This window comes from Mycobacterium sp. TH-M103 (assembly GCF_057473785.1).
In genome coordinates this window covers 1-4,457 of the sequence record NZ_JBYCLG010000335.1, presented here as the reverse complement: position 1 = coordinate 4,457, position 4,457 = coordinate 1, and the positions used below count along the sequence as shown (strand labels likewise).

At 73.3% G+C, this 4,457-nt stretch carries 4 protein-coding genes; 1 reads left to right on the top strand and 3 read right to left on the bottom strand.

Translation table 11 applies throughout. The annotated features are described in order from the left end of the window. The first annotated feature begins 80 nt into the window (after positions 1-80). On the top strand, positions 81-1,622 hold the full coding sequence (locus AC2VOR_RS18640) for a DNA polymerase Y family protein (protein WP_486964286.1): 1,542 nt from the start codon (positions 81-83) through the stop codon (positions 1,620-1,622). Between the two features lie 3 nt (positions 1,623-1,625). On the opposite strand, the gene AC2VOR_RS18635 is transcribed toward AC2VOR_RS18640, so the two are convergent. The 3 genes from AC2VOR_RS18635 to AC2VOR_RS18625 form a co-directional block, all read right to left on the bottom strand. Further along, positions 1,626-2,804 (bottom strand): alpha-hydroxy-acid oxidizing protein, encoded by a 1,179-nt coding sequence (locus tag AC2VOR_RS18635; protein WP_369740304.1) that lies wholly within the window; start codon positions 2,802-2,804, stop codon positions 1,626-1,628. A gap of 133 nt (positions 2,805-2,937) precedes the next feature. Continuing rightward, on the bottom strand, positions 2,938-3,237 hold the full coding sequence (locus AC2VOR_RS18630) for a hypothetical protein (RefSeq protein ID WP_486964285.1): 300 nt from the start codon (positions 3,235-3,237) through the stop codon (positions 2,938-2,940). 164 nt (positions 3,238-3,401) lie between these two features. Continuing rightward, complete coding sequence (locus tag AC2VOR_RS18625; RefSeq protein WP_486964284.1) at positions 3,402-4,415, bottom strand: nucleoside hydrolase; 1,014 nt, start codon at positions 4,413-4,415, stop codon at positions 3,402-3,404. Positions 4,416-4,457 lie beyond the last annotated feature (42 nt).

Sequence of the window (4,457 nt, the reverse complement as noted above, 5' to 3'; positions counted from 1 at the left end):
GTGTGCGCGGGCCGGACGGTCGGCCGGGCGCGGACGGGGTGATTCCGGTGGCTTCTTCCCGGGTGCTGGCGATCTGGTGCATGGACTGGCCCGCGGTCGCGGCGGCGGTGGCGGCGGACCTGTCCGCGACGGCCCCGGTCGCGGTCACCCTGGCCAACCGGGTGATCGCCTGCTCGGCGGCCGCTCGCGTGGCGGGGGTGCGCAGGGGGCTGCGCCGCCGGGAGGCGGCGGCCCGCTGCCCGCAACTACACGTGGCGACCGCCGACGCCGACCGCGACGCCCGCCTCTTCGAGGCGGTGATCGCGGCGGTCGACGATCTGGTGCCCCGCGCCGAGGTGTTGCGCCCCGGGCTCCTGGTGCTGCCGGTGCGCGGGGCCGCTCGCTATTTCGGGTCCGAGCAACGGGCCGCCGAGCAGCTGATCGACGCGGTGGCCATGTCCGGCGCCGAGTGTCAGGTCGGGGTCGCCGACCAGCTGTCCACCGCGGTCTTCGCCGCGCGTGCGGGCCGGATCGTCCAACCCGGCGGCGACGCGAAATTCCTGTCGGCGCTGTCGATCCGTCAGCTGGCCACCGAGCCGAGCCTGGCCGGGCCGGGCCGGAAGGAGTTGGCGGACCTGTTGTGGCGGATGGGGATTCGCACCATCGGACAGTTCGCCGCGCTGCCCCGCCCCGACGTGGCCTCCCGGTTCGGCGCCGACGGCGTCACCGCGCACAAGTTCGCCCGCGGCGAGCCCGAGCGGGGGCCGTCCGGGCGGGAACCGCCGCCGGAGCTCGAGGCCGTGCTGGACTGCGATCCGCCGATCGACCGGGTCGATGCCGCGGCGTTCGCCGGGCGTTTGCTGGCCGGCACCTTGCACCGGGCGCTGATGGCCGCCGGGGTGGGGTGCACCCGGCTGGCCATCCACGCCGTCACCGAGGGCGGCGAGGAGCGCAGCCGGGTCTGGCGGTGCGCCGAGCCGTTGACCGAGGACGCCACCGCCGACCGGGTGCGCTGGCAGCTGGACGGGTGGCTGAGCTCCCGGAATGCCCGGGCCCGCCCGACGGCACCGGTGACGCTGCTGCGGCTGCGCGCCGTGGAGGTGGTGTCCGCCGAGGCGCTGCAATTGCCGTTATGGGGTGGCCTGGGCGAGGAGGACCGGCTGCGGGCCCGCCGGGCACTGGTGCGGGTGCAGGGCCTGCTCGGTCCGGAGGCGGTGCGGGTGCCGGTGCTGTCGGGCGGGCGCGGGCCGGCCGAACGCATCACGTTGATCCCGCTGGGCGACGAGCCGGCACCGCGGGCCGACCCCGCCCTGCCGTGGCCCGGCCGGCTGCCCGAGCCGTCGCCGTCGGTGTTGCTCGACGAGCCGGTGGAACTGCTTGACGGCCAAGGAAATCCGGTGCGGGTGACCGGCCGGGGGCTGTTCTCCGCCGACCCCGCGCGAATGATCGCGCACGGCGCCGACGAGCCGCTGCGCTGGTGGGCCGGCCCGTGGCCGGTCGACGAACGGTGGTGGGACCCCGACCGGGGTTCGGCCGGGGCGGGGAACCGCACCGCCCGCGCGCAGGTGTTGCTGGAAGGCGAGCGGGCGCTGCTGCTGTGCTATCGCCGCCGGCGCTGGTACCTCGAGGGGGGCTACGAATGACAGCTACGAATGACTTTGTGCGTCAACGTAGTCGATGCGGCGCAACGCCTCGGGGGTCAGGTCCTTCAGCGAGGGATAGCCGTCGACGGCCATGATCAGATCCGCCTCGGCCACCAGGGAGCGCAGCACGTGCACCACCCCGTCGACACCGCCGAGCGCCAGGGCGTAGGCGTACGGGCGGCCGATCCCCACCGCGGTCGCCCCCATCGCGACGGCCTTGATGATGTCGTCGCCGCCGCGGACCCCCGAGTCGAACAGCACCGGCAGCCCGTCGGCGGCCTCCACCACCTCCGGCAGGACGTCCAGCGTGGGCAGCCCACCGTTGGCCTGGCGGCCACCATGATTGGAGCAGTAGATGCCGTCGACGCCGATGTCTTTGGCGCGGCGCGCGTCGTCGGGGTGGCAGATGCCCTTGACCATCAGCGGCAGCGTGGTCTCCGAGCGCAGCCACTCCAGGTCGTCCCACCGGAACGGGCCACCGAAGATCGGCAACTTGCGCACCGCCGCCTCGTTGGCGTCCTCGCCAGGTTTCAGGCCGGCGCGGAACACCGGGTCGCTGGTGTAGTTGGCCAGACACCCACTGGGCACCTGCGGGTAGTTCCCGCCGGCCAGGTCGCGCGGGCGCCACCCGGTGACCCAGGTGTCCAGGGTGACGGCGATGCCCTTGAAGCCGCACGCCTCGGCGCGGTGCACCAGGCTGGCCGCCATCTCCCGGTCCGGCGGGGTGTACAGCTGGAAGAACGCCGGCGTGTCACCGAGCGCGGCGGCCACGTCCTCCATCGGGTCCGCCGTGAGCGTCCCCACGAAGAACGGGATGCCGGTGCGGACGGAGGCCCGCGCACACGCCAAATCGCCGTGGCCGTCCTGGGCGCACACCCCGATCACCCCGATCGGCGCCATGAACACCGGGGCGGGGAACCTCACCCCGAACAACTCGACCGACAGGTCGCGCTCGGCGGGGGCGATGCCCATGCGCGGATACAGGCCCCAGCGCTTGAACGCCTCGCAGTTGATGCGCTGGGTGTGCTCGTCACCGGCGCCTCCGGCCACATAGCTCCGCACCTTCGGCGTCATCGCGACTTTCGCTTGCGCCTCCAGCTCGTCGAACCCGATCGGGTACTGCGGCTGATGACCGTGCAGCGACTGGTTGTACAACTCGGTCTGGTAATCGGCAAAGGCCATATCGGGTGCAATACCCGACGGCCGGGTCACCAAACCGGGTTTGCCGCCACGCCGCGAGCCGCATGACTTGCGGCGTCGCCCGGCGTCGCTCCCCGGCGATGGGGACGCGGATCGCGATGACCCGACGCCGGCGCTACCCCTGTTCGGCGCGGACCCTCCGCGCCTGCGCCATCAGCCCCCGGCCGCCCGGCAGAGCCCCGATGACGTTGCGGGCCAACCGGTCCCGGAGGCCGCCGGTCGAGGTTTTGGCCTCGCCGGTGTGCAGGTGCCGTAGACCCAGCCCGGCCCACGCGGCGGCGACGACGCCGTCGGTCACGCCCGCCCGGGCCCGCCGCCGGTCGACGCCGGCCAGGCCGAACGCCGTCATCGAGTGCACGGTGTCGACCCAGACGCCGGCTGCCAGCACCTCGGGGGTGGGGTTGATGCCCGACAACAGCGCCTGGGTGAGATGACGCGCCCCCAGGATGCGGGCGACGACGAGCGAGGGCGGTCGACGTGCACGCCGTGCACCCGGGTCAGTACGACACCGGGAGCCGCCAGCAGCGCGACGCCCCACCCCGCGCGAACGATCTCGATGCGGCGAACCTTCATGGCTACTCAGGCCAGCCGACGTGCGAACGTCCCCACCCGGTCGATGAACCGGTCGAAGAACGCCGCCGGGTCGACCTCAACCCCGATGAGCGCATTGGGTTCTCGTCGCCCCGACCAGTCGGTCACCGTCATGCCGCGGGTGTGGGCGCCCGTGAGCTCGACGTCCACCGTCGCCGGGCGCACGGTGACGAGCCCGGGTTCCAGCGCCGCCGCGGCGGCCAGCGGGTCGTGCAGATGGGCCTCGAATCCGTGCCCGTTGTCGTGGTAGGCCTCCAGGTAGAACCGCATCGCGTCCTCGATCACCCGGATCAACGGGTTGGACGCCGTCGAGCGGGTACCGCGTTCGTCGCTCACGCTCATCGGCGTGGTCGTCGACCCCGCGGCGGCCGCCAGCCTGGCGAGGTGCTCGGGCGTCATCGCGACGGTGCGGGTCAGGTCCAGCCCGCACAGGACCGGCAGCTGCGCCCGCCCGGCGCTGAACGCCGCGAGCACCTCGGCGGCGGCCTCGGGGTCCACGCTCATGTTCCATTCCGCCACCGGCGTGACGTTGCCGCGGTGGTCGTAGGAGCCGCCCATGATCACCAGCCGGCGCAGCAGCGTCGGCAGCGCGGGCTCGGCGCGCAGCGCCAGCGCCAGGTTCGTCAACGGGCCGGTCGCCACGCCGATCAGCTCACCGGGGAAGGCGCGGGCCGCTCGCACCCAGGCCGTCGCGGAGTCGTGGCCGGTGAGCTCGAGGCTGCTCGGCGGCAGGTCGGCGTACCCCAGCCCGCGGGGGCCGTGCACCTTCGAGGGCGGACGCAGCGGTCCGGTCAGGGTGTCGCCGGGTCCCTTGGAAACCGGCACCCCGCTGATCCGGCACAGCTCGAGCAGGCCCAGGTTGTTCTCGCAAACCTGTTCCACTCCAACGTTTCCACCGGTCGAGGCGATGCCAACCAGGTTGGCACCGGGGCTGCCCAGCAGGTACAGCAACGCCAGCGCGTCGTCGACACCGGTGTCGACGTCGACGAATACCGGGGTCACCGTCGCAAGACTACCGGGACGCTCACGGCCACCGGGAGGCCA

What these genes read in the sequence shown, in the direction of transcription:
- AC2VOR_RS18640 (WP_486964286.1), top strand. Translation starts at nt 81, where the DNA reads ATGGACTGGCCCGCGGTCGCGGCGGCGGTGGCGGCGGACCTGTCCGCG.
- AC2VOR_RS18635 (WP_369740304.1), bottom strand. Translation starts at nt 2,804, where the DNA reads ATGGCCTTTGCCGATTACCAGACCGAGTTGTACAACCAGTCGCTGCAC.